The 23,846-nt window shown below is 66.3% G+C and carries 21 protein-coding genes; 8 read left to right on the top strand and 13 right to left on the bottom strand.

Annotated features, from left to right (window positions below; translation table 11 throughout):
• Window positions 1-313: 313 nt before the first annotated feature.
• The 5 genes from phbB (ACE3OV_RS17700) to rluD form a co-directional block, all read right to left on the bottom strand.
• Window positions 314-1,057, bottom strand: coding sequence for an acetoacetyl-CoA reductase (gene phbB, locus ACE3OV_RS17700; protein WP_374328826.1), 744 nt, complete (start codon window positions 1,055-1,057; stop codon window positions 314-316).
• A 47-nt stretch (window positions 1,058-1,104) separates the two neighbouring features.
• Window positions 1,105-1,845, bottom strand: coding sequence for an acetoacetyl-CoA reductase (gene phbB / locus ACE3OV_RS17695; protein ID WP_374328825.1), 741 nt, complete (start codon window positions 1,843-1,845; stop codon window positions 1,105-1,107).
• A 28-nt stretch (window positions 1,846-1,873) separates the two neighbouring features.
• Window positions 1,874-3,553: a class I poly(R)-hydroxyalkanoic acid synthase gene (gene phaC / locus ACE3OV_RS17690; protein ID WP_374328824.1), complete on the bottom strand. Its 1,680-nt coding sequence runs from the start codon at window positions 3,551-3,553 to the stop codon at window positions 1,874-1,876.
• 388 nt (window positions 3,554-3,941) lie between these two features.
• Window positions 3,942-4,667, bottom strand: coding sequence for a peptidoglycan editing factor PgeF (gene pgeF / locus ACE3OV_RS17685; RefSeq protein ID WP_374328823.1), 726 nt, complete (start codon window positions 4,665-4,667; stop codon window positions 3,942-3,944).
• A complete protein-coding gene (gene rluD / locus ACE3OV_RS17680; protein ID WP_374328822.1) occupies window positions 4,660-5,616 on the bottom strand; it encodes a 23S rRNA pseudouridine(1911/1915/1917) synthase RluD in 957 nt (318 codons plus the stop codon). Before rluD ends, pgeF begins: the two co-directional genes overlap by 8 nt.
• Between rluD and ACE3OV_RS17675 the strand changes: the two genes are divergently transcribed.
• Window positions 5,615-6,442 (top strand): outer membrane protein assembly factor BamD, encoded by an 828-nt coding sequence (locus ACE3OV_RS17675; RefSeq protein ID WP_374328821.1) that lies wholly within the window; start codon window positions 5,615-5,617, stop codon window positions 6,440-6,442. The genes rluD and ACE3OV_RS17675 overlap by 2 nt on opposite strands.
• Window positions 6,443-6,490: 48 nt before the next feature.
• On the opposite strand, the gene ACE3OV_RS17670 is transcribed toward ACE3OV_RS17675, so the two are convergent.
• Genes ACE3OV_RS17670 through ACE3OV_RS17655 form a run of 4 tightly spaced genes read right to left on the bottom strand, consistent with a single transcriptional unit; the run spans window position 6,491 to window position 13,964 of the window.
• Window positions 6,491-8,863 (bottom strand): HDOD domain-containing protein, encoded by a 2,373-nt coding sequence (locus ACE3OV_RS17670; RefSeq protein WP_374328820.1) that lies wholly within the window; start codon window positions 8,861-8,863, stop codon window positions 6,491-6,493.
• Window positions 8,863-9,291 (bottom strand): DUF3293 domain-containing protein, encoded by a 429-nt coding sequence (locus ACE3OV_RS17665; RefSeq protein WP_374328819.1) that lies wholly within the window; start codon window positions 9,289-9,291, stop codon window positions 8,863-8,865. The genes ACE3OV_RS17670 and ACE3OV_RS17665 overlap by 1 nt, the downstream gene beginning before the upstream one ends.
• A complete protein-coding gene (locus ACE3OV_RS17660) occupies window positions 9,275-10,597 on the bottom strand; it encodes a DNA recombination protein RmuC (protein WP_374328818.1) in 1,323 nt (440 codons plus the stop codon). Before ACE3OV_RS17660 ends, ACE3OV_RS17665 begins: the two co-directional genes overlap by 17 nt.
• Window positions 10,598-10,601: 4 nt before the next feature.
• Window positions 10,602-13,964, bottom strand: coding sequence for a DUF748 domain-containing protein (locus tag ACE3OV_RS17655; protein WP_374328817.1), 3,363 nt, complete (start codon window positions 13,962-13,964; stop codon window positions 10,602-10,604).
• A gap of 71 nt (window positions 13,965-14,035) precedes the next feature.
• On the opposite strand from ACE3OV_RS17655, the gene ACE3OV_RS17650 reads away from it, so the two are divergent.
• The gene (locus ACE3OV_RS17650; protein ID WP_374328816.1) at window positions 14,036-14,434 is read left to right on the top strand and encodes a hypothetical protein; all 399 of its coding nucleotides are present in this window, start codon (window positions 14,036-14,038) and stop codon (window positions 14,432-14,434) included.
• A gap of 10 nt (window positions 14,435-14,444) precedes the next feature.
• On the top strand, window positions 14,445-14,843 hold the full coding sequence (locus ACE3OV_RS17645; protein ID WP_374328815.1) for a response regulator transcription factor: 399 nt from the start codon (window positions 14,445-14,447) through the stop codon (window positions 14,841-14,843).
• A 6-nt stretch (window positions 14,844-14,849) separates the two neighbouring features.
• On the opposite strand, the gene gloB is transcribed toward ACE3OV_RS17645, so the two are convergent.
• Window positions 14,850-15,608 carry a hydroxyacylglutathione hydrolase gene (gene gloB / locus ACE3OV_RS17640; protein ID WP_374328813.1) on the bottom strand — a complete coding sequence of 253 codons (759 nt, stop codon included), beginning with the start codon at window positions 15,606-15,608 and terminating at the stop codon, window positions 14,850-14,852.
• A 28-nt stretch (window positions 15,609-15,636) separates the two neighbouring features.
• Here gloB and ACE3OV_RS17635 point away from each other — a divergent pair, with 28 nt between their 5' ends.
• Genes ACE3OV_RS17635 through ACE3OV_RS17615 form a run of 5 tightly spaced genes read left to right on the top strand, consistent with a single transcriptional unit; the run spans window position 15,637 to window position 19,702 of the window.
• On the top strand, window positions 15,637-16,353 hold the full coding sequence (locus ACE3OV_RS17635) for a class I SAM-dependent methyltransferase (RefSeq protein WP_374328812.1): 717 nt from the start codon (window positions 15,637-15,639) through the stop codon (window positions 16,351-16,353).
• Window positions 16,343-16,792, top strand: a complete 450-nt coding sequence (rnhA, locus tag ACE3OV_RS17630; protein WP_374328811.1) for a ribonuclease HI — start codon at window positions 16,343-16,345, stop codon at window positions 16,790-16,792. The genes ACE3OV_RS17635 and rnhA overlap by 11 nt, the downstream gene beginning before the upstream one ends.
• Complete coding sequence (dnaQ, locus tag ACE3OV_RS17625; RefSeq protein ID WP_374328810.1) at window positions 16,789-17,505, top strand: DNA polymerase III subunit epsilon; 717 nt, start codon at window positions 16,789-16,791, stop codon at window positions 17,503-17,505. Before rnhA ends, dnaQ begins: the two co-directional genes overlap by 4 nt.
• A gap of 8 nt (window positions 17,506-17,513) precedes the next feature.
• A complete protein-coding gene (locus ACE3OV_RS17620) occupies window positions 17,514-18,401 on the top strand; it encodes an esterase/lipase family protein (RefSeq protein WP_374328809.1) in 888 nt (295 codons plus the stop codon).
• Window positions 18,401-19,702, top strand: a complete 1,302-nt coding sequence (locus ACE3OV_RS17615) for a M18 family aminopeptidase (RefSeq protein ID WP_374328807.1) — start codon at window positions 18,401-18,403, stop codon at window positions 19,700-19,702. The genes ACE3OV_RS17620 and ACE3OV_RS17615 overlap by 1 nt, the downstream gene beginning before the upstream one ends.
• Before the next feature lie 16 nt (window positions 19,703-19,718).
• Here the strand turns inward: ACE3OV_RS17615 and ACE3OV_RS17610 are convergent, their stop codons facing one another.
• The 3 genes from ACE3OV_RS17610 to ACE3OV_RS17600 form a co-directional block, all read right to left on the bottom strand.
• Window positions 19,719-19,886 (bottom strand): hypothetical protein, encoded by a 168-nt coding sequence (locus ACE3OV_RS17610; RefSeq protein WP_374328806.1) that lies wholly within the window; start codon window positions 19,884-19,886, stop codon window positions 19,719-19,721.
• A gap of 21 nt (window positions 19,887-19,907) precedes the next feature.
• Window positions 19,908-20,087 (bottom strand): hypothetical protein, encoded by a 180-nt coding sequence (locus ACE3OV_RS17605; RefSeq protein ID WP_374328805.1) that lies wholly within the window; start codon window positions 20,085-20,087, stop codon window positions 19,908-19,910.
• Between the two features lie 466 nt (window positions 20,088-20,553).
• On the bottom strand, window positions 20,554-23,781 hold the full coding sequence (locus ACE3OV_RS17600; protein WP_374328804.1) for an EAL domain-containing protein: 3,228 nt from the start codon (window positions 23,779-23,781) through the stop codon (window positions 20,554-20,556).
• Window positions 23,782-23,846: the final 65 nt, after the last annotated feature.

Here is a 23,846-nt window from a genome sequence, read left to right as displayed (position 1 = left end):
CTCAAGCGTTGTGCACGGCAGCGGAATCGGCTCACCAGAGCTTTGTAGTCCATTGCCCACTCGCCCTGCTCGGCAGCGCCTTCTATCCGGTTCTTGTCCATCGGCTCGCCGATTACGATCCGCGCTTCCTCCCGACGCTCGCTCGCCCTCACGCAGTTGCGCTTCACTTCGTTCGCCGGGATCAACTTACGGCAGGACTGGCAGCCGCAGGAGTGCGCCCATGCTGGGCGCACAATAAAAAAGCCCGGAAATCCGGGCTTCTTCGGGGGTTTTTGGCAACCAGTGCCAAGCACTGGCAAGCATCAAAACAGGATCACTGGTAGTACAGGCCGCCGTTGATGTTGATCGTGGCGCCGGTGGTGAAACCGGACAGTTCGTCCGACAGGTAGGCGCAAGCGAAACCGATTTCTTCCGGCTTGGCCAGGCGCTTCATCGGCACCGAACCAACGATGGTTTCCAGCACTTCCGGCTTGATCGCCATGACCATCTTGGTCGCCACGTAGCCCGGGGCGATCGCGTTGACGGTGACGCCCTTGGCAGCCAGTTCGGCGGCCAGCGCCTTGGTGAAGCCGATGACGCCGGCCTTGGCGGCCGAGTAGTTGGTCTGGCCAGCCTGGCCCTTGACGCCATTGACCGACGAGATGTTGATGATGCGACCAAAGCCACGTTCGGCCATCTTGGCGGAAACCTGCTTGGTCATGTTGAACAGCGAGGTCAGGTTGGTCGAGATGACGGCATCCCAGCCATCCTTTTCCAGCTTGGCGAACATGCGGTCACGGGTGATGCCGGCGTTGTTGACCAGGATGTCGACCTGGCCGCAGGCGGCTTCGGCTTCGGCAACCATCTTCTGGCAGTCTTCGAGGACGGAAACGTCACCCGCAACGCAGACGAAGTCGTTGAAACCGGCAGCGGACATCTCGGCCAGCCAGGCGTCCTTGTTGTCGAATTGGGGATGGTAGGCGGCAACCACCTTGTGACCGGCCTTGGCCAGTTGTTGACAGATGGCGGTACCGAGACCACCCATGGCACCGGTAACGAGAGCGACACGTTGCGTCATGATGTTTCCTTCCTTTTTTTGTGATGAAGCGGGGTTGAAAATGCCGGTCAGTACATGTGCTGACCACCATTGATTGAAATATTGGCCCCGGTCACGAACGCCGCTTCATCGGAAGCGAGGTAGGCGACGAGGCCGGCGATTTCTTCGGGCTTGCCCAGGCGGCTAACCGGAATCTGCGGCAGGATCTTCGAATCGAGGATGTCCTGCGGGATCGCGGTGACCATCTTGGTGCCAATATAACCGGGCGAAATGGTATTTACTGTGACACCATAGCGCGCGACTTCGAGTGCCAGCGCCTTGGTGAAACCGTGCATGCCGGCCTTGGCGGCCGAGTAGTTGGTCTGGCCGAAAGCCCCCTTCTGGCCATTGACCGAGGCGACGTTGATGACGCGGCCCCATTTGCGCTCGATCATGCCGTCCATGACCTGCTTGGTCATGTTGAAGACGGAGTCAAGGTTGGTGCGGATGACGGCGTCCCAGTCGGCCTTGGTCATCTTCTTGAAGGTCATGTCGCGGGTGATGCCGGCGTTGTTGACCAGGACATCGATCGGTCCGACTTCGCGGGTCACCGTCTCGACGCAGGCCTTCGCCGATTCGAAGTCGGTGACGTCGCAGGGATAGGCCTTGAAACCGTAGCCCATGTTGTTCATGTTCTTCAGCCAGTCGTCGACCTTGGCATTGCCGGGCGAATGGGTGGTCACCACCTTGTAGCCCAGCCCCGCCATCTTGATGCAGATGGCCTCGCCAAGGCCACCCATACCACCGGTAATCAGTGCAACTCGCAACATTTTCCGCTCCTCCGTGGGTTTATTGGAATCAGACCGCACGTTCCTTGACGTAACGGCCCGGTGCCGGCTCAATGGCTTTGTATTTGGTATTGCCGATCTTGCGCGCGGCGCGCTGTGCTCCGGAGTGCTGCTGCAGCCAGGTCGACCAGTCGGTCCACCAGCTACCCTTCATTTCCGCCGCCGCGGCCAACCACGCCTCGGCATCGGAAGTGACATCGTCATTAACCCAGTAACTGCGCTTGTTCTTGCTCGCCGGGTTGATCACCCCGGCGATGTGCCCGGAGGCGCCGAGAACGAAACGGCACTGGCCGCCGAGAATGCGGGTGCTCTGGTAGGCGGACTGCCAGGGCACGATGTGGTCTTCGCGCGTCGCCAGCAGATAGACCGGCATCGCCAGCTGACCGAGATCGACCTTGACCCCGCACATGGCGAGCTTGCCGGGCTCGCGCAGGCTGTTGTCGAGGTACATGTGGCGCATGTACCAGCAGGCGAAGGGTCCCGGCAGGTTGGTCGAATCCGAGTTCCAGTAGAGCAGGTCGAAGGCTTGCGGCTTCTGGCCCTTGAGGTAGTTGTTCTGGACGTAGTTCCAGACCAGGTCGTTGGCGCGCAGGAAGGAGAAGGTGTTCTGCAGGTCGCGCGCCGGCAGCAGGCCGCCCTGGCCGATCGTCGCTTCGCGCGTGGTCAGCGCCTGTTCGTCGATGAAGAGGCCGATTTCGCCGGTATCGGAAAAATCGAGCAGCGTGGTAAGCAGGGTCAACGAAGCGACGCAGTCGTCGCCACGCGCCTTGAGTACGGCCAGCGCCGAGGTCAGGATGGTTCCGCCGACGCAGAAGCCTAGCGCATTGACCTGCTTGACCCGGGTCAGTTCGCGGACCACCGCCAGTGCCTTGATCGGGCCGTGCTCCAGATAGTCGTCCCAGCCGAGATGGCCTTGCGCCTCGCTCGGATTGCGCCAGGAGACGAGGAAAACGGTGTTGCCCTGATCGACCATGTAGCGGATCAGCGAATTCTCCGGCTGCAGGTCCATGATGTAGAACTTGTTGATGCACGGTGGCACCACCAGCAGCGGCCGGCTGCCGACCTTCTCGGTGAGCGGCGCGTACTGGATCAGTTGCATCACCTCGTTCTCGAAGACGACGGCGCCTTCGGTGGTGGCAATGTTGCGGCCGACCTCGAAGACCGATTCGTCGGTCATCGAGATGCGCCCCTTCTCGAAGTCGCGGATCAGGTTGTTGATGCCGTCGGTGATGCTCTGGCCCTTGGTTTCCAGGGCCAGCTTGATGAATTCCGGGTTGGTCGCGGCGAAGTTGGTCGGCGCCAGCGCATCCGCCATCTGGCGGGCGATGAAGCGCATCTTGTCGCGCGCCTTGGCGTCGTCGGCCGGCAGCTTCTCGACCATTTCCTTCAAGTACTGGACGTTGAGCAGGTAGGCCTGGTGCAGGTAATCGTAGATCGGACTTTCCCGCCACTCCGGCGCCGCGAAACGGCGGTCACCGGGTTCCGGACGGACCTCGAAGGTGGGCGCCTGGCCCTGCTGCTTGGCAAGTACGGATTGCCACAGGGACATCTGGCGATCCATGAACTCCTTCTGCAGCGCCGTCAGCGCCTGCGGATCGACCGCCGGGGCCTGGTCGGCGATGCCGGCCTGCTTGCCGAACTGCTCCATGAATTGCTGCGCGTAGCCTTGTCCGGCCTGCAGGAACTGCATGGCAGAAGCCAGGAATGCCTGGGTATTGTCCGATCCTTGCGCCATGGAATGCCGTTTCTCGTTGGTTGTCGTGGGCTTCAGCCTCTGGATTCTCCATACCCGTCCCGGCACTGTCAATGCATAAATCGGCGCTTCCGCAGCAGCGTGATTGGTGGCTGCCAGACAGGCGCTTTCGATTTAGAATTCGCGCATGTCCCTCGCCATGATCATCGTTATCGGCTGGCTCTATGTCACCGTCCTGGTCGCCGCCAGCGAGCCCAACCTCGTCGTCGGCATCATCTCCTTCCTGTTCTACGGTGCCCTGCCCTGCGGACTGATCCTCTATTTCGCCGGCAGCCGGGTGCGCCGCGAGCGGCGCGCCTTCCGCGAACAGCAGCGGCTGGCCGCGTCAGGCCAGCCAGATCAGAGTGGCCATGCGCCCGCTGACGCCGTCGCGCCGGAAGGAGAAGTAGCGCTCGCCGTCGGCGAAGGTACAGGCGCCACCGCCGAACACGCTGCCGACACCGGCCGCCGTTAAACGCTGCCGGGCCAGCGTGTAGAGGTCGGCCAGCCACTTGCCATCGCCGTACGCGCGGAAAGCGGCGGCGCTGGCCGGATCGCCGGCGACGAAGGCGGCGCGGACCTCGGCGCCGACTTCGAAGTTTTCCGGACCGATCGCCGGCCCCAGCCAGGCGAGCACCTCGCCCGGCGCCACCGCCATTGCCGCCAGCGTCTGTTCCAGCACGCCGGCGAGCAGCCCGCGCCAGCCAGCATGGGCGGCCGCGACGACGCTACCGGCCCGGTCGCAGAAGAGGACCGGCAGGCAGTCGGCGGTCATCGCCACGCAAACGACCCCGGCAACGCGGGAAAAGCTGGCATCGGCTTCGCTGTTGACCGGAGCGCTCGCCGCATCGACAACGACCGTGCCATGCACCTGGCGCAGCCAGAGCGGCGCCGCCGGCAGCTCGGCGAGCAAGCGGGCGCGATTGGCGGCAACCCGCGCCGGATCGTCGCCGACGTGGTCGCCGAGGTTGAGGCTGTCCCACGGCGCCGGGCTGACGCCGCCGCCGCGCTGCGTCTGGCGCGCCTGGACGTTCGCGGGGGCCGGCCAGTCGGGAATGAGGAAATCAAGCATGACGCAGGAGATCGACCAGTTCGCGCATGTCTTCCGGCAACGGCACCTCCCACTGCATCTGCCGGCCGCTCACCGGATGCACCAGACCGAGGCGGGTCGCGTGCAAGGCCTGGCGATGGAAAGTCGGCAGCCGCGGATCGCGCTTGCCGTACACCGGGTCGCCGAGCAGCGGGTGACCGATCGACGCCATATGCACGCGGATCTGGTGGGTGCGGCCGGTTTCCAGCGAGCATTCGATCAAGGTGCTGTGGGCGTAGATTTCCAGCCCCCGGTACCAGGTCAGTGCCGGCTTGCCGCCGCGACTCTCCGGCACCACCGCCATCTTGATGCGATGCACCGGATGCCGGCCGATCGGCGTATCGACACCGCCGTCGCGCCGGATCACGCCGGCGGCGACCGCCAGATACTGGCGCTTGACGGTGCGTGCCTGCAGTTGCCGGACCAGGTCGGTCTGCGCTTCCAGCGTCTTGGCGACGACCAGCAGGCCGCTGGTTTCCTTGTCCAGGCGATGCACGATGCCGGCCCGCGGCACTTCGCCGATGCCCGGCACGTGGTGCAGCAGGGCGTTCATCAGGGTGCCGTTGCGGTTGCCGCTGCCAGGATGGACGACCAACCCGGCCGGCTTGTTGATCACCAGCAGTGCCTCGTCCTCGTAGACGATGGCGAGGGGAATGTCTTCCGCCTGCTCGGCGCCGAGGAATTCGTCGTCGGGCAATTCGAGCAAGAGTTGTTCGCCGCCCAGCAGCTTGCGCTTCGGTTCGCCGACCGGCTCGCCGTCGAGCGTGACGCAGCCGTCCCGTATCCACGTTTGCAGGCGGTTGCGGGAATACTGGGGAAGCATTTCGGCGAGCGCCTGGTCGAGCCGGCGACCGCCCATGACATCGGGAACCGTCATTTTGAGCGGCTCGCTTGGGCTATAATCGCCCGAGTTTTCAAGAGGATCATTCATGATGCGCAGTTTACCTGCATTCCCGACTTTCGCCGCCAGCCTTCGCTGGCTGCTCGCACTCCTTGCCGCTGCCGTACTTGCCGGTTGCAGTTCGCTGCCGGCCGAACATGACGAAACCGCCGGCTGGTCCGCCAATCGTCTCTACACCGCCGCCCGCGAGGCGCAGACCGAAGGCTCGTGGGAAACCGCGGTCAAGATGCTGGAAAAGCTGGAAGCCCGCTATCCCTACGGCCGCTACGCGCAACAGGCGCAACTGGAACTGGCTTACGTCTATTGGAAGTCGAACGAGCCGGGCTCGGCGCTCGCCGCCGCCGACCGCTTCATCAAGCTGCACCCGAACCACCCGGCCGTCGATTACGCGATGTACCTGAAGGGCCTCGTCAATTTCAACGAGGATCTCGGCCTGATCGGCCACATCAGCAACCAGGACCTGACCGAACGCGATCCCAAGGCGGCGCGCGAAGCCTTCGAGTCGTTCAAGGAACTGATCACCCGTTTCCCGGACAGCAAGTACGCGCCGGACTCGATCAAGCGCATGAATTACCTGGTCAATGCGCTGGCCTCGCTGGAAGTACACGTCGCCCGCTATTACATCAAGCGTGGCGCCTACATTGCCGCCGCCAACCGGGCGCAGGTCGCCGTCGAAACCTATCCACACGCGCCAGCGATCGAGGAAGCGCTGTACATCCTCGTCCTCGCCTACGAAAAGCTCGAAATGAAGGAATTGCGCGACGACGCCGAACGGGTGCTCAAGAAAAATTTCCCGAACACCCGTTTCTACGCCGAGGGCATCGAACGCAAGACCGCGTGGTGGCGACTCTGGTGAAAACCAGCGGCATTTCCCCGATCCAGCCCGCCGCCCGGCGGGCTTTTGCTATCCGCCCTGCTTGATCGCCAGCACCGCCTGATTGCGCAGGGTGCGCAGTAGCGACAACTCCTTTTCCGGAATCTGGATGCCGTCGGCCTCGTCGCAATCGGCATAGATCAGCGCCACCGGATTGCCTTTCAGGTTGAGCGGAAAGACGACGAAGGAGCGCGCCGGCAGTAGGCTGCGGTACCAGGCTGGAACGCGCTGGGCGATCTTCGGATCGTCGATGTCGCGGATCAGGATATCGACGCCCTTCGAAGTCGCGGCGTGGAAGATGTCCGGCGTGAAGCTGAGCGGAAAGCGGAAGCCGCGTGCCAGTTCGGCGGCCTCCGGACCGAAGCCGAAACGCCCCTGCATGGTGTTGCTGCGCGGATCGCGCACGCACAGGATGACGCGCTTGAAGCCCATCGCCCGGTACATGGTTTCCAGGATGATGCGCAGGATGTCGTTGAGCTTGAAGCCATCGACCAGGGTGTTGCTGATGTCCTGAATGCCGGCGGTGAGCACCGCCTGCGCATCGACGCCGACGGCAGCATCGCCGGCCGTTCCCGGCACGGCATCGTCGCCGAGGGCGATGCTACCGAGCGACTGCGCCACCTCGCCGGCCTCCGCCGCCTCGCCCGGGGTCTGCGTGAGCTTGGCGAAATGCCGCATCTGCCGGCCAAAAGTGGTGTTCTGCGCACCGAGGTGGATGATGCGGGCCAGTTCGCCGACCTCCTCGACCGAACGCCGCAAGGTCTGCATCACCTGTCCGTCGTCGAGCGGGATTGCCTCATTGAAACGGGTGACCACCTTGCGGAACTCCTGGTCGCGGTTCTCCGGCGTCGCCTGGGCAATCGCCTCGCACAACTCGTTGGCCATGCCGGCCAGCGTGCGCAGGCGCTCTTCCGGTGAGCCCGGCTTGCGCGCCCGCCCCGCCGGCAGGCGCCGCATGGCGCCGACGATCAGCGGCGGGAAGCCCCACTGGCGGGCGATTGCCACCCCCAGCTCCTCGAGCGAGATGCCGAGCACCTGCTGCGCCGCCTGCTCCTCACGCAAGCCTTTCTGCGCCATGACACGACGGATTTCGGCGGCTTCGTCGGGAAAATGGTATTGCGCCAGCAGCCGACCCAGGCCGTGGAACAGCGCGCAGATGAAGACCTGCTCGAGATCGCGCATGTGTGCTGCGGCACCGATATCGCGGGCGAGGATGCCGGCCAGGTTGGCGCGCAGGAATTCCTCCTTGAGTGCCCCGAGATTACCCTTGTTCTGCAGGTGCTCGAAAAGCAGCACCGAGATGGCGATGTTGCGCACCGTCTCGAAACCGAGCACGACCACCGCCCGCGACACGGTGCTGATGTTGCCGCCGCCAGCCGGCCGGAAGTAGGCCGAATTGACCAGGCGCAGCAGCTTGTTGGTCAGCGCGAAGTCCTTGAGGATGGTATTCGACAGCCGGTTGACGCTTTCCGTTTCGCTGCTGGCGATGCGGTTGATCGCACCGACCGATTCCGAGAGCGCCGGGAAATCACTCTTGTGGCGCATGCGGCGCAGCAGGAAATCGATCGTCGCCTGACCGCTGGCGTCGGCCGGCAGCGTCGCCTCGGGCTCGATGAAGGCATCGAGCGCTTCGGCGAACTGGCCGACGTTGCGGTAACGCAGCGCCGGGTCGCGGGCCAGCGCCTTGTAAAGGATGCCGGCCAGGCGCTCGTCGACCTGGAGCTGTTCCGGCAGGCGGATGTCCTCGCTGACGATACGGCGGAACATCTCCTGCAGGCTGCTGCCCTGGACGGCGCGGCGGCCGGTGAGCATTTCGTAAAGGATCAGCCCGGCGGCGAAGATGTCGGAACGCTCGCCGACCTCGCGCTTCAGGATGTACTCCGGCGCCATGTAGGCGGGGGTGCCCGACAGCTTGTCGAGACGCTCGCTCTGGCCGCTGATGCGGACCGAAATGCCGAAATCCATGACCCGCGGCATGCCGTTCTCGTCGAGCAGGATGTTCGACGGCTTGAGGTCGCGGTGAATGATGCCGTTGCCGTGCGCCTGGGCGATCGCGTCGAGCACCGGGCGCAGCAGGCTGACCGCCTTGACCGGCGAGAGGGCGCCGGCGGTGCGCAGGAAATCGGCCAGGCTCTGGCCGGGCACCAGCTCGAACACCAGATAGATGTCGCCGCCTTCCTCGCCAGCGTCGAAGATCGGCACGATGTTGGCGTGACGCAGCTTGCTGACCAGGCGCGCCTCGTCGAGCAGGACCCGGTTCTGCTCGGGGTCGGGATTGCTGAAATGCAGGGTCTTGATCGCCACCTCGCGCTGCAACTGTGGGTCGAAACCCCGATACACCACGCTCTGCGCGCCCCGCCCCAGTTCGCCGCGAATTTCGAAGCGGCCGATCCTGCCTGTCATTATTCGAGTTCTTCCGTCCATGCCAGACGGGGAATCCCGTCCGCGCCTCCCCAGAGGATCGCATTCTGTTCGTAATCGTCGGCCAGCGCCAGCGCGTCCTCGCGCGTGATGTCGGGGACGAAGCAGCTCTCCTCGACCGGCGCCGCCGCGTCATCGGGGCGGTTTTCCGCCGAATAGGGCTCGTAGTTGCCTTCCAGCAGGTCGCACTCGAGCGCCGACTGGCGGCCGAGGTTGTCATCGTCGGGAAGCCGCCGGCCGCCCGGGTTGAACGCGGTGATCACCGCGAAGCCGGGCGCCCGCGCCGCCGCCAGCCACTCGGCCAGTTGCGGCGACGGCTGATCGACGCGCAAGTCGAACTGCCCTTCCGGCAGGAACACCCGGTACGTCGTGGCCCGGTAAGCTACTTCCAGTTCAGGCGTCTTCGCCATCCTCATCTCCCCCGATCAGTTGTTGCGCGTCGCCGGCCGGCAGGGCCTCGACGTCCTTGAGTTTGCGCGTCAGCTGGCGCGTTCGCGTTTCGGCGCGGACGATGCTGTTGCTCGCTTCTTCCAGTTTCTTGCGGGTATGCGCCAGCGCCTCACCGAACTTGCCGAACTCGCTCTTGACCGCGCCGAGCACTGCCCACACCTCGGCCGAACGCTGCTCGATGGCGAGCGTCCGGAAGCCCATCTGCAGGCTGTTGAGTAGCGCCGCCAGCGTCGTCGGCCCGGCCAGGCTGACCCGGTACTCGCGCTGCAAGGTCTCGGCCAGCCCCGGCCGGCGCAGCGCCTCGGCGTACAAGCCCTCGACCGGCAGGTAGAGCAGCGCGAAGTCGGTGGTGTGCGGCGGCGCCACGTATTTGTCGCGGATGCTCTTCGCCTCGTTCTTCAACCGCGTTTCGATCGCTTTCGCCGCCTCCTCGATCGCCGCCGGCTCCTGGGCGTCGAGCAGGCGCTGGTAGTCCTCGACCGGGAACTTGGCGTCGATCGGCAGCCAGACCGTCGCGCCGTCGTCGCGCCCGGGCAGGCGGATGGCGAAATCGACGCGTTCGGCGCTGCCCGGACGGACGGCGACGTTGGCCGCGTACTGGCCGGCGGTGAGCAGTTGTTCGAGCAGCGCCGCCAGTTGCACTTCGCCCCAGGTGCCGCGGGTCTTGACGTTGGTCAGCACGCGCTTGAGGTCGCCAACGCCGGCGGCCAGGTTCTGCATCTCGCCGAGGCCGCGATGCACCTGCTCGAGGCGCTCGCTGACCAGCTTGAACGATTCGCCGAGACGCTGTTCGAGCGTCGCGTGCAGCTTCTCGTCGACGGTGCGGCGCATTTCCTCGAGCTTGCCGGCGTTGTCCGCCTGCAGCGCGGTCAGCCGGCTTTCAACGCCGCTCTTCAGGCGCTCGAAACGTTCGTCGAGGCCGAGCGAGAAGCGGCTCAGTTCGCGGGCGAAGGCTTCCAGGCGCTCCGCCTGCAGCGTGCCGAGCTGACCCATCTGGGTGCTCACCGCCTGGCCGAGCAGGTTGGCCGACTGGGCGCGTTCCTCGCGGTCGCGGAAAGCCTCCTCGGCGTCCTCGCGGCGGCTGCGTGCCAGTTCCTCGCGCAGTTCGCGCTCGAGCCGGGCGAGCCCCTTGTCGAGGCCGTCCTGCAGCGTGCGCAGGGCCGCAGCCTCCTCGCCCGGCCGGCTGCCGCGCCAGAGCAGCGCGACCTGCAGCAGGATCACCGTCATCAGGCCGAGCAGCAGGGCCAGCGTCATCGCTTCGCTCATCGTCCTACCTCAACGCGAATTCGACGCGCCCGCCGGCGGCCGCCGGTGCTTCGGCCTTCGCCTTGCCGGGCACCAGGAAAATGCGCTCGGCCGCCACCTTGCCCTGTTCGATCAGCCAGGTCTGGACGTTCTCGGCGCGCTGCCGGGCAAGCAGACGCAGTTCTTCGTCGCCGGCGGGCAGGTTGGCGAGGAGCAGCTTTTCCATTTCCTCGACCGGCAGATCCTTCTGCAGACCGATGAAGTTGCGCGGCTTCGGGAACTTGCCGGCCTTATAGACGCGCGTCAGGTAGGTCTTGTATTCCTCCGGCGCGATGCGCACGGCGTCGGCCGATTCGGCGTCGCCGCCCTTCTTCTGCAGGTCGGCGAACTTCTCGCGCTGCATCGCCCGTTCGATGGCGACCCGCCGCACGCCCTCGCTGTCGATCTCCGGATCGGCGTAGCCGGCGATTTCCAGTTTCAGCGCGGCGCGCTCGGTAAGGGCGCGGGCCAGCGTTTCCAGCTTCTTCTGCGCCGCCGCGTCGAACTGCGTGCGCCCCGGCGCGAAGGCCAGCGTGGACAACTCCTCGCCGCCGCCAAACATCGAGCCGATCAGCGCGAAGGGCGAAGTCACCGCCTTGACGAAGAGGTTGATGATGACCTTGATCACCAGGCCGCCGACCGAGAACTGCGGATCGTCGAGCGAACCGGATATCGGCAGGTTGATGTCGATCTCGCCGCGATTGTTGCGCAACAGCGCCAGCGCCAGGTTGACCGGGAGCTTGGTGGCATCCGGGCTGTCGACCCGCTCGCCGAAGGTGAACTGGTCGATGAACAGCCGGTTGTCGGCGCTCAGTTGGCGGTTCTCCAGCTTGTAGGCGACGTTCAGCGACAGCTTGCCCTTGTCGATCAGGTAGCCGGCATACTTGCCGGAGTACGGCGAGAAACCGGTCATGTCGACGCCTTTCACCTCGCCCTTGAGGTCGAGGTAGGACTGCGCCGCCAGCGGGTTGAGGCGGGCGCTGATCAGCACCGGCGCCGACCCGGCGTAGGTGCCGCGCAGCTCCATGTCGGCCAGCGTGCCCGCGGCCGACGACAGGCCGCTGATGCGGCCGTTCAGCTTGCCGACGTTGACCGTGTAGTTGGGCTTGACGAAGTAATCGGAGAAATTGACCGTGCCGTTGTTCAGCGTCACCTTGGCGATGCGGATCGGCAGCGGCGGCGCGGTCGGCGGCGGGTTCGCTGGCGGCGCCGCCGTCGTGGCATCGGCGACAACCGGCGCCGCTTCGTTGCGGCGGACGATGTCGGCGAGGTTGAGGCGGCCGTCCTTGTTGAGGATCAGGCGGGAGTAGAAATCAGCCAGCGCAATTTCGCGCACGTCGATCGCCAGCGGATCGAGGCGAAAATCGACGCCGTCGAAATGCAGCGATTTCCACTTCAGGAAATCGGCCTTGTTGTCCGGGTCCACGGCCAGCAGGTTACCGATCGTCGCCGATCCTTTATAGGCCGCCTTCAGCCGGCCGCCGTCGACGCGGACGACGGCCTCGCCCTGGTTCGAAAACTGGCCGCGCTGCAGGCGGATGTTGAGGTAACGGCCGGAATAGCCCTGCAGGCCCTGTACCGGGATGCCGCTGCTGTCGATCTTCAGCTTCGCCGCCAGCGGCACCGTCTGGACCTCGCCGGCCACGGCCAGCGTGCCTTCGCCGTTGACCGTCGCCTGCAGCGTCAGGTGCCCCTTCTCGTTCGGCAGGTTGCCCAGGCGCTCGCCCTGCAGGCTCAAGCCGCTGATTTCCTGGACCGCCGCCGGCTGCACCGACTGGTCCTCGAAGCGCAAGCCGAGGTCGTCGACCTTGAGCTTCGCCACCTGCGCCAGCCACGGCCGCGGCGCCGGCGCCTTGCCGCCCTGAGCGACGCCGCGCAGCGCCGGTGGCGTCAGCCAGGCGAAGCTGCCGTCGGCGGCCAGGCCGGCGCCGATGCGCGCGCTGCTGACCGCCAGTTCGCCGACATCGACGCGCTGCGCCGCCAGGTCGACGCGCAACCCCTTGAGGCCGATGCTGCCGACTTTCAGCGGCGCGCCGAAATCCATCTGCCAGCCCGCCTCGGCAATCTCCAGCGGCACCGCCAGGCGATGATCGACAGTGCCAACCCGGGCATGCAGCGCGCTGATCTCACCACTCACCGGCTGCGGCCCGGAAGCGTCGCGCCAGCGGACGCGCGCATCGTTCACTTCGAACGCCGCCAGCGACCAGGCGAACGGTGTTGCCGGCGCCGCCGTTGGGGCCGTTGGGGCCGTTGGGGCTGTCGGCGCGGCGGCCGCCGGCTTGGCAAGGCGGTTGGCGACGGCCAGCAGGTTCAGTTCGCCGCGCCCGTCGACCGCCAGGTCGAATTCGGCGCCGTCCAGCGTCAGCTTGCGCAGCGCCAGGCTGCGCTTGAGGGGATCGAACTGCTCGAGATCGACGACCAGCGATTTCCAGCCGAGCAGCGGTCGGCCGCCGTCGTCGCTCAGCGCCAGCCCGTCGAGGCGCGCCTGGCCGGTCAGGGTCAGCGAATTGGTGCCGTCGGTCAGTTCCCGGAACAACAGGCGCAACTGCGAATGCAGCCTGGCTGCGCCGATCCGCAGCGGCACGCCGGCCGGCAGATAGGGCTGCAATTGCGCCAGGTCGAAGCCGTCGAGCAGCAGGTTCAGCTCGCTCTCGCGACCGTCGGCGAAAGGTGTCGCCTGGCCGTCGAGGCGCAATTCGGAACCGTCGATGCGGGCGGAGAACATCGGCTGGACCAGGATTTCCGCCTGATACGGCAAACTGGAAACGAAAGGCAGGCCGAGATTGATGTCTTCCACGGTTTGGACGCGGCCGCGCGGCCGATCGTCGAATACCAGCTTGCCGCCGCCGAGCTGGATGTTGTTCAGCGAGAAGCGCGGCACCCCGCTGTCCGGCTCGTCGTCCGGTTTCAGCCATTCGTCGAGGAGATCGGACACGTCGTAGCGCCCCTCGTCGAGACGAACCACGGCCAGGCGCGGGCCGACAAGGCGGATTTCATCGACGACGACAGCGAACTTGAGCAGCGAACTGGCCGAGAGATTGACGTACAACTCGTCGAAACCGGCCACCTCGTGCCCCTCCGCCGTGCGCACGGCAAGCCCGGCGACGGTCGCCGACAGCGCCAGCGGATTGACGTCGATGCGCGCGATGCTGACTTCGCGGTGCAGCACCTCGCCCAGCTTGTCGAGCAGCAGGCTCTTGAGCAGCGGCGGTGCGGCGAAAAAACCGAACAGCACGAATGCCAGCAGGCTGCCCGCCAGCCATTTGCCACGCCGCCGGTTGGGCGGCGTATCGAAACGGCCACGCCAGTGGGCGATCTTGTTGAGGACGGGCGAGCGGGCTGCGGTCATGTTAATCTTCGGCCAATTCAATTTCGCCAAATCTAGCACAGCGCAACGATGCGCAACGACGGAACACGGCCATGAAGCGCCTGCTTGAGGAAATACGTGAAGTCCTGGCGGAACTACGCCGCTGGCAAGTGTGGGCGACCACGCTGCTGATCGCCGGCTTCGCGCTGCTCGCCTTCCTGGTCGGCATGTACGCGATGAAGACCGACGCGGTGCTGACCTTCGCCCATCTGACCACCGGCTATTGCCCGACGCTGAACAACACGACGATCATCGCCATGTTCACTGGCATGATCTTCTTCATCTTCAGCGCGCTGCTGACCCTGGGCGAAGTGCAGCGGGTGTTCGAGATGCGCCAGCACGGCCGCCACCACGATGCCGTCGCGGCAACGAAATGGGCGTTTTTCTGGGGATTCCTCGCCCTCTTCATCAGCCTGTCTGCCCTCGGCTATTTCATGAAGTACTGTTTCTGACCCGCCCGCCATGAACAAGAACGCGCTTTCCGTCCTCATCGTCGACGACAACGACATGATGCGCACCATCTTGCGCGGCATGTTGCGCGGCGACGAGTACGAAATCGTCGGTGAAGCCAGGAACGGCGTGCAGGCTGTCGAGGCGGCGGAACGCCTGCGCCCGGCAATCGTCTGCATGGACGTGCTGATGCCGGAAAAGAACGGCCTGGTCGCGATGGTGGAGATCAAGGCCGCCCATCCGGAAATTGAATTCATCGTCATCACCGGCAGCGCCGACCCGCATACCGTGCAGGAAGCCATCCACCATGGCGCCACCGGCTTCATCGTCAAGCCGTTCAACGCGGCGCGCGTGCTCGACGCGATGAAGAAGGCGGCCACCCGCATCCGCCAGCGGCCACCCGCCGCCTGATACCCGTCAGAAAGTGTTGCGCCAGGCGCGCAACGCGCCGAAGACGGCGGCCGGCGAGTCATCCGCCGCGCCATGCGCGAGCGCCGCGCCGATCACTGCCGCTTGCGTCCAGCGCAGGAAGGGATTGGTCGCCTTTTCCTCGGCCAGCGTCAGCGGCACCGTCGCCTGGCCGGCCTGACGCAGCGCTGCCACCCGGCGCGCACGCGCGGCAATCGCCGGGTTGCCGGGCTCGACGGCAGCGGCGAAAGGCAGATTCATCTGCGTGTACTCGTGGGCGCAGTAGATCTGCGTCGTTTCCGGCAAGGCTGCAATCCGCGCCAGCGAATCCTGCATCTGCGCCGGCGTCCCCTCGAACAGGCGGCCGCAACCGGCGCCAAACAGGGTGTCGCCGCAGAACAGCGCGCCCGGCGCGAGGTAGGCCAGATGCCCGAGGGTATGGCCGGGAACGGCCAGCACCTCGACCGGCACGCCGAGCACGTCGAGGCGCTCGCCGCCGCGCAGGGGATGGCTACGGCCTGTGATAGACTCTTCGGCCGGCGCATGGACCGGGCAAGCGTGGGCTTCGACCAGCGCCGCGACGCCGCCCTGGTGGTCGGCGTGATGGTGGGTGATCAGGATACCGGCCAGCTGCAGGCCGTCCGCCGCCAGGCGGGCTTCGACCGGCGCGGCATCGCCGGGATCGACGACGAAGGCCGCCCGGCCCCGTCGCAGCAGCCAGATGTAATTGTCCTTGAAGGCAGGAATGAGCGATATTTCTTCGAACATGCCGGAACTATCGAAGCAGTCCGAGCGGATGTCAAATCCCGAACTCGCCGCCTGGCTCGCCTCGCCGCAGGGAAGCTATGTGCTCGACTGGGAAGTGGCGCAAATCGACGAGGCGGTTTCCGACATCTTCGGCTTCAATGCGCTGCAGATCGGCCTGCCGCAGTGCGACCTGTTGCGCGCCAACCGCATGGCGCTGCGCCACCGGATCGGCGCCGGTAACCCGGTGGCAGTGCGCTGTTCGCCGGCGGCGCTGCCGATCGCCAACCAGAGCATCGACCTCGTCGTCCTGCCGCACATCCTGGAATTCGCCGCCGACCCGCACGAGATCCTGCGCGAGGTCGAGCGCATCCTGATCCCCGAGGGCCAGTTGATCGTCACCGGTTTCAACCCGCTCTCGTTGTGGGGCGTCAAGCGGCGTCTGCGCCACCAGTGCGGCTTCCCCTGGGACGGCAACTACCTGTCGCCGATCCGCCTCAAGGACTGGCTGAAACTGCTCGGCTTCGACGTCGATCGCGGCAGCTACGGCTGCTACGCGCCGCCCTGCGAGCAGCAGAAATGGCTGCAGCGCTGGCGCTTCGCCGAACTGGCGGGGCGCCGCTGGTGGAAATATTCCGGCGCTGTCTATATGCTGCGCGCCGTCAAGCGCGTGCATGGCATGCGCCTGATCACCCCCAACTGGCGCAAGAAGAGCCTGCGCAGCAAGGCGCTGCGCCCGATCGCACAAAAGGAAAGCCATGGCGACTGAGATCGTCGACATTTATACCGACGGCGCCTGCCGCGGCAATCCCGGCCCCGGCGGCTGGGGCGCCATTCTGCGCGCTGGCGCGCACGAGAAGGAAATGTGGGGTGGCGAAGCGGCCACCACCAACAACCGCATGGAACTGCTGGCCGTCATCCGCGCCCTCGACGCCATGAAGCGGCCGGTCAAGGCCCGCGTGCACAGCGACTCGCAATACGTGCTGAAGGGCATCAGCGAGTGGATCCACGGCTGGAAGCGCAACGGCTGGAAGACCGCCGACAAGAAGCCGGTGAAGAACGCCGACCTCTGGCAGCAGCTTGACGAACAGGCGCGCCGCCACCAGCTCGAATGGATCTGGGTCAAGGGCCACGCCGGCCACCCGGAGAACGAACGCGCCGACGCGCTGGCCAACCGCGGGATCGACGAATTGAAGGAAACGGCATGAGACAGATCGTCCTCGATACCGAAACCACCGGCCTCAACCCGCGCGACGGCCACCGCATCATTGAAGTCGCCTGCATCGAACTGGTCAATCGCCGGCTCACCGGCCGCCACCTGCACAAGTACATGAATCCGGGGCGCGAGATCGACGCCGGCGCCCAGGCAGTGCACGGCATCACGCTCGAATTCCTCGCCGACAAGCCGAAGTTCGCCGACATCGCCGACGAGTTCCTGGAATTCATCAACGGCGCCCAGCTAATCATCCACAACGCGCCCTTCGACCTCGGCTTCCTCAATGCCGAACTCGACCGCCTCGGCCGGGTGCCGGTCGAGACCGTCTGCCGCGGCGTCATCGACACCCTGCGCGAAGCCAAGGAACTGCACCCGGGCAAACGCAACAGCCTCGACGCGCTGTGCGAACGCTACGAGATCGACAACTCCAGCCGTACCCTGCACGGCGCGCTGCTCGACACCGAGCTGCTGGCCGAGGTTTATCTGGCGATGACGCGCGGCCAGAACTCGCTGATGATCGAGCCCGACGAGGCGCCGCCAGCCCTTCTTGGCGCCGACGGCAAGGCGCGCCAGCGCAAGCCGCTGCTCGTCCGCCGGGCGAGCGAGGCCGAGCTGGCCGAACACCAGCGCGTGCTCGCCGCGATCGACAAGGAATCGAAGGGCGCCTGCCTGTGGCTGCCCAAGCCGGCCGGCGAAGCCGCCTGAGCCCGGGCATGCAACCGATCTCCGTCCTGCTCTGGCTGGCCGCCGAACTCGCCACCTACCACTTCCTGGCCAGCGCCCTGTTCGACCTCCCGACCAGCCACACGCTGCTCGCCGCGTTTGCCGTGCTGCTCGTCAGCCGCGCCCTGCTCAACGCCGGCACCTGGCGGCTCGCCGCCCGTCATGCCAGCCCCGGCTACCCGCGCAACGTCGGCCGGCGTCTGTGGCTGATGCTGCAGGACTACGCCGCCTACCTGTTCACCTTCCTCCTGGTCGTGCCGCTGGAAGCCCTGTGGATGCCGGCCGACCGCCTCGACCGCGGTGGCCGGGTGGTCCTGCTGGTGCATGGCTACGGCTGCAGCCGCGGCGTCTTCTGGCTGCTGCGCCGCCGCCTCGAAGCGGCGGGCTGCACCGTCGCCAGCGTCAGCCTGTTTCCGCCCTTCATCAGTCTCGGCCGCATGGTGCCGCAACTGGGCGAGCGCATCGACGCCGTCTGCCGGGAGAGCGGCGCCCGCCGGCTGACCCTGGTCGGCCACAGCATGGGCGGCCTGGTCTGCCGTTCCTACCTGGCGCGCCACGGCAACGACAAGGTGCAGGCGCTGATCACGCTGGCGACGCCGAACGCCGGCAGCGAACTGGCGCGCTACGGCATCGGCCAGAACGCCCGCGAGATGGAACCCGATTCGCTGTGGCTGCGCGATATGCGCGACGAAAAGACCGGCGTGCCGACGATCGCCCTGCGCAACCCGGCCGACAACTACGTGATGCCGCAAGACAACCAGCAACTGCCCGGCGCCCACAACGCCGACCTGCCACCGGTCGGCCATCTCGCCATGCTCTACCACCCAAGTGTCGGCGACATCATCGTCGACGCCTGCACCCAGGGGGGACCCCGTTGATGACCGCGATTTCCGACAATGTCCGCCGCCAAGCGCAGGACCTGCTCGATTTCATCGACGCCAGCCCCAGCCCCTGGCACGCCGTCGCCAGCAGCGTGCAGCGCCTGCAAGCCGCCGGCTACCGGCGGCTCGACGAAAGCGAACGGTGGACGCTGGCCAGCGGCGGCCGTCACTACGTGACGCGCGGCGACTCGTCGCTGATCGCCTTCCGCCTCGGCGAGCGGCCGCTGGCGACGAACGGCCTGACCTTGATCGGCGCCCACACCGATTCGCCGGGCCTGCGCGTCAAGCCGCGCCCGGCGGAAGACGCCGCCGGCCTGGTGCGGATCGGCGTCGAAGTCTATGGTGGCCCGCTGCTCGCCACCTTCGCCGACCGCGACCTCGGCCTCGCCGGCCGGGTCATGGTGCGCGCCGGCGACGCCATCGTCAGCCGCCTGCTGCACATCGACCGGCCGCTGCTGCGCCTGCCCAACCTGGCCATCCACATGAACCGCGAGGCCAACGAGAGCGGTCTCAAGTTCAACAAGCAGACCGAACTGCCGCTCCTCCTCGGCAGCACCGGAGACGGCGCCGACGCCCAGTTCCGCCGGCCGCTGGCCGATGCCCTGGGGGTCGAACCGGCGCAGTTGCTGACCTGGGACCTGGTCGCCTGCGACACGCAGAAAGGCAGTTTCTGGGGCGCCGACCAGGAATTCGTCGCCAACGGCCAGCTCGACAACCTGGCCTCCTGCCACGCCGCGCTGAGCGCGCTGCTGGCGCAGGAGGACGACGCGGCGAGCAGCTTGGTCGCCCTCTTCGACCACGAGGAAGTCGGCTCGGAAAGCGCCGTCGGCGCCGGCGGCAGCTTCGTCGGCGACGTCCTGCAGCGGCTCGCCGCCGGCTGCGGGCTGGACGGCGAGGACCAGCGGCGGATGCTCGCCGCCAGCTACTTCATCAGCGCCGACATGGCGCACGGCTGGCATCCGAACTTCCCCGCCGCCTACGAACCCTGCCACCGCGTGCTGGTCAACGGCGGCCCGGTGATCAAGCGCAACGCCAACCAGCGCTACGCCACCGACGCCGCCAGCGCCGCCCGTTTCCTCGCCATCTGCGAGCGCGCCGGCGTCCCCTGCCAGCAGTACGCCCACCGCAGCGACCTCGGCTGCGGCAGCACGATCGGCCCGATCGTCGCCGCCCGCCTCGGCATCCCCAGCATCGACGTCGGTTCGCCGATGTGGGCGATGCACAGCGTCCGCGAAAGCGCCGGCGTCCTCGACCACGCCTGGATGATCGCCGCGCTTGCCGCGGCGCTCGCCGGCTAGGCCGGCAGCCGCCGCGTTACGGCGCGGCGCGGATCTCGAGCGCGATATCCGGCGGCACGCCGCGATCGCCGCCGCTGCCAGCAGCGTATTGCACATCAAGCTGCCCGTCGGCCAGCACGACGCGGACCGGCCTTCCCTGCCCGTCGTCGAGCACGGCTTCGCCGACCGCTTCGCGGTCGGCCACGCCACAGCGATCAAATGCGGGTTAGCGGTCGTAAAGCACCAGAAAACGCGTCTTGTCGCTGACGCCGCTGGTCCTGAGATAGAGGTGATAGCGAACCGCCCCGACCTCGACCTGGCGTATCTCCTGGACGACATCGGCGACACCGCAGTCACTAACGCCGCCGCAGCCCACTAGCAGGCCGCTGAGCAGAGCGACAAACAAGCATCCCTTGGCTGGCCTCATCCTGTCCACCTTTCAGTCCAGCTCGCGGTATAGGCAAAATCACTCGCCACACCAATGGTGGTGAGATGGTGCGACAGTCCGTCGGGCAGTTTCAGGACGTATCCTTCGGCCAGCGGAATATTGGTGAAATAACCAACGCTGAACGACTCGAAGTCATAAATGCTGTCGACCTTCCAGGTCGAAAAAAGCCCTTCGCCCCCTCCCTGACCGTACTAATCCTGTCATTCAGACAGGTATTTGCCACAGCAACGGCGCGCTCGATGCTCATACGGTTTTCCTCCGGAGCGTTGTCTGGCAAACAGGCCCTTGCTGATCGGTCCTGACGCGCAACGACAAAAATAAATGACATTGGATTCCACCAAGGAACCCTCGCCAAGCATCCTGATGGCATACAGCAAACTCTCTTCGGCCAAACATTTTTATCGACCGGAGCGCCCATCCCTCCTCAGCCCAGCCGCCGCTCGGCCAGCCAGCGTTCCCAGGCATCCGCCGGCAGCGGGCGGCTGAACAGGTAGCCCTGCATCACCTGGCAGCCGTGCTGGGCCAGGAAGCGCCACTGCACTTCGTTTTCGACGCCTTCGGCGACGACGTCCATGCCCAGGTCGCGGGCCAGCGACAGCGTCGCCATGGCGATCGCCACGTCTTCGGCGTCGTCGGGCAGGTCCTTGACGAAGCTGCGGTCGAGCTTGAGCCGGCGGATCGGCAGGCGCTTCAGGTAGGAGAGGCTGGAGTAGCCGGTGCCGAAGTCGTCGAGCGCCAGCATGATGCCGAGGTCGCGCAACTGCTGCATGCGCGCCAGCACTTCCGGGGTTGGCTGCATCAGCGCGCTCTCGGTCAGTTCGAGTTCGAGATGGCCGGGATCGACGCCGGTGTCGCGCAGGATGCGCCGCACGCTGTCGAAAAAGCCGCCGTGTCGGAACTGCAGCGCCGAGATGTTGACCGCCACCACCAGCTCACGGCCGGCGGCCTGCCAGGCGGCGAGCTGGCGGCAGGCGGTTTCGAGCACCCATTCGCCGAGCGCGACGATCAGGCCGCTTTCCTCGGCAACGCTGATGAACTGGCCGGGCTGCAGCATGCCCAGTTCCGGGTGCTGCCAGCGCACCAGCGCCTCGCAGCCGAGCACGCGAGCATCGTCGGCGGCGACCTGCGGCTGGTAGTGGAGGACCAGTTCGTTGCGCTCGATGGCGCGGCGCAGCGCGTTTTCCAGCATCAGCCGCTCTAGGGCGTGAACGTCCATCTCCGGCTTGAAATAGTGATAGGTGTTGCGCCCCTGGTCTTTGGCGCAGTACATCGCGACATCAGCGTGCTTGAGCAGGGTGCTGGCGTCTTCGCCGTCCTCCGGGAAAACGGCGATGCCGACGCTGGTCGACACCGTCAGTTCGTGCCCTTCGATCAGCATCGGCGCCTGCAGCGCGGCGATCAGCTTGCGGGCGACGACGGCGGCATCCTCCGGGCGTTCGAGACGGGGGAGCAGGACGACGAATTCGTCGCCGCCGAGACGCGCGAGGAAATCGCCGTCGCGCAGGCAGGCGGCAAAACGGCGGGCGGCGCCGGAGAGCAGTTGATCGCCGACCGGGTGGCCGAGCGAATCGTTGACCGACTTGAAATGGTCAAGATCCAGGAACAGCACCGCCAGGCAATCGCCCTGCAGCGTCGCGCTGCGCAGTTCGAGGTGGGCACGCTCGTTCCACTGGGTGCGGTTGGGCAGGCCGGTCAGCACATCGTAATGGGCGAGAAAGGCGATGTGCTCCTCGGCGGCGCGCGCCGCCGTGACGTCCTGCGCGGTACCGCGGATGCGCAGGCCGCCGCCGTCCGTCCGTTCGCTTTCGATGCGGAAATGCAGCGTGCTGGCGAGTGCGCCATTGGCCTCGAGGCGGCAGTCGAAATCCGCCTGCCCCGGTGCCGCCGCCACCTGATCGAGGGCGCGCGCCAGCAGTGCCCGATCTTCCTGATGCATCCGCGCGAGCAGTCCTTCGCGGCTGATGGTTTCACCCGGCGCCAGACGCAACACCTTGCGCAACTCGTCCGAACAATGGCATTCGCCGCTGCCGGGCTGGATTTCCCAACTGCCGAGGCGGGCGATACGCTGCGCCTGCGCCAGTTCCTCCTGTTGCAGCGCCACCTGCCGCCCGGCCTCGGCCAGTTGCCGGGTGCGCTCCTCGACCAGCCGCTCGACGCGCCGGGTGCGGCCGCTGGTCAGCAGCAGGAAAGCGCCAAGCACCGCCGTGCACAGCAAACCGATCGCCAGTGTCGCCCAGACGCTCCAGTTGCGCAGGGCAACCATGTACTCGTCGCTGGCGGCGATCGTCAGTTGCCAGTGGCGACCGGCGAATTCGAAATGATCGCGCCAGTGCAGTCGCCGCCCCGGCCAGGCGGCATCGGCGCAATTCGCCGGCCCGTACAGGCGCTGGCCGCCGCCCTGATCGAGATCGCTGAGACAGACCTGCAACTGCCCCCCCATGCCGCGCAAGGCGGCGTTCAGCGCATCGTCCATGCGAAAGACTGCGGAAATCATGCCGATCTGCCGCGCCGGCTGACCGCGGAAGACCGCCTGATAAACCACGACACCGCGCTGCTCACCGCTTTCCTGGACCAGGCGGATCGATCCCGAGGCCACCGGCCGGCCGGTCTCGCGCGTCTGCCGGGCAGCGGCACGGGTTTTTTCAAGAACCAGCGGATCGAGACCAAGGACGCTGCGATTGCTGGCCAGCGGCTCGACGTGGAGGATGGGCAGGTATTCGGCGCGGCGTTCGGCAATGAATGTCCGGCCCGACGGATCACGGCCGAGAATCGCGAAATCCGGCTCGCCGCCAGCACGCACCGCCGCCTCGAAGGCATCGCGCCCGGCATCGGTGACCAGCGGACTCCAGCCGAAATTCTGCGTTCCCGGATAACGTTCGAGCAGCGGCGTGACGAATTCGCGCCAGACCCCGGCATCGAGCGCCGGATGTACGCTGGCCAGCCGTTCAAGTGCCAGCACCTGGTCGAGTTGGGCTTCCAGCCGCTTGCCGACCAGACTGGCCAGATGTTCGGCATCCCGATTCAGCTGCGCCTGCTGGCGCTGCTCCTCCCAGTGCCGGATCTGGATGAAGCTGGCAGCGAGTACGGCCAGCGCGATCAGCATCGGTACGCTGACGGTGGCCCGCCGCGACCGCCACGCCTCGGCCGGACGGCCGAAAAAGACGAGCAGCAGCGGCACCATGATGAGGATGCCGAGCAGGTCGCCGGCCCACCAGTTGGCCCAGGTAAACGGCACATCGCCGGCCGCCGTCGCCCGCATCAGGTAAAGCGTCGCGGTGCCCAGCGTCGGGCTGATCAGGGTAGACAACGGCGCGACGACGAAGACGAAGCGGACGATGCTGTCCGGACTGTCGAGCGGGTTGTCGCGCCCGAGCAGACGGCCAGCCAGCCAGTAGCCGATGGCGGCCTGCGCGGTAGCGCCAAGCGCCGGCAGGAAGAGCAGCGGCCAGACCGCAGTGGAAAGGCCGCTCTGCATCGCCGCCAGCAGCTGAACGACGAAGGCCCCGGCGAAAATGCCGGGCAGACAGCGCGTTCCGCGTACCAGCAGGGCCGCCAGCGCGATCCCGGCAGGCGGAAAGAGCGGCGCCGCATAACGATTAAGGTTAGATCGTGATCGCGAAGCGAGCCGCGATCTGAACCGGTTGTTGAACAAGCCCGGCTCGGTTTCTCTGGAAACAGCTTTTTGTGGTCAGCCCGGAAACCGGGCTGAAGGTCCGG

The organism is Azonexus sp., assembly GCF_041909095.1.
Classification (GTDB): domain Bacteria; phylum Pseudomonadota; class Gammaproteobacteria; order Burkholderiales; family Rhodocyclaceae; genus Azonexus.
The sequence above is the reverse complement of the archived record's forward strand: the minus strand, read 5'-3'. Positions and strand labels throughout refer to the sequence as shown.